Below are 227 nucleotides of genomic sequence, written 5' to 3'. Positions count from 1 at the left end.
CGAGGAATCTACTATAACTCATTCCGCTCCTCTAAAGTATGAATTTCAGGAATTATTATTTTATTTATTTTAATAGCAACAGCTTTTGTAGGATATGTCCTTCCTTGGGGTCAAATATCCTTCTGAGGTGCTACAGTAATCACCAGTTTATTTTCAACTATCCCCTATTTAGGGCAAGACCTAGTCCAATGACTATGAGGAGGATTTTCAGTGGATAGCCCCACCCT

The 227-nt window shown here is 38.3% G+C and carries 1 protein-coding gene; it reads left to right on the top strand.

What is annotated here, in order from left to right:
* Positions 1–42: 42 nt before the first annotated feature.
* Complete coding sequence (locus E9531_RS18020) at positions 43–126, top strand: hypothetical protein (protein ID WP_129457160.1); 84 nt, start codon at positions 43–45, stop codon at positions 124–126.
* Positions 127–227 lie beyond the last annotated feature (101 nt).

This window comes from Lampropedia puyangensis, assembly GCF_004833285.1.
In the GTDB taxonomy this organism is placed as follows: Bacteria; Pseudomonadota; Gammaproteobacteria; order Burkholderiales; family Burkholderiaceae_C; genus Lampropedia; species Lampropedia puyangensis.
This window is presented reverse-complemented; position numbering and strand designations above follow the sequence as displayed.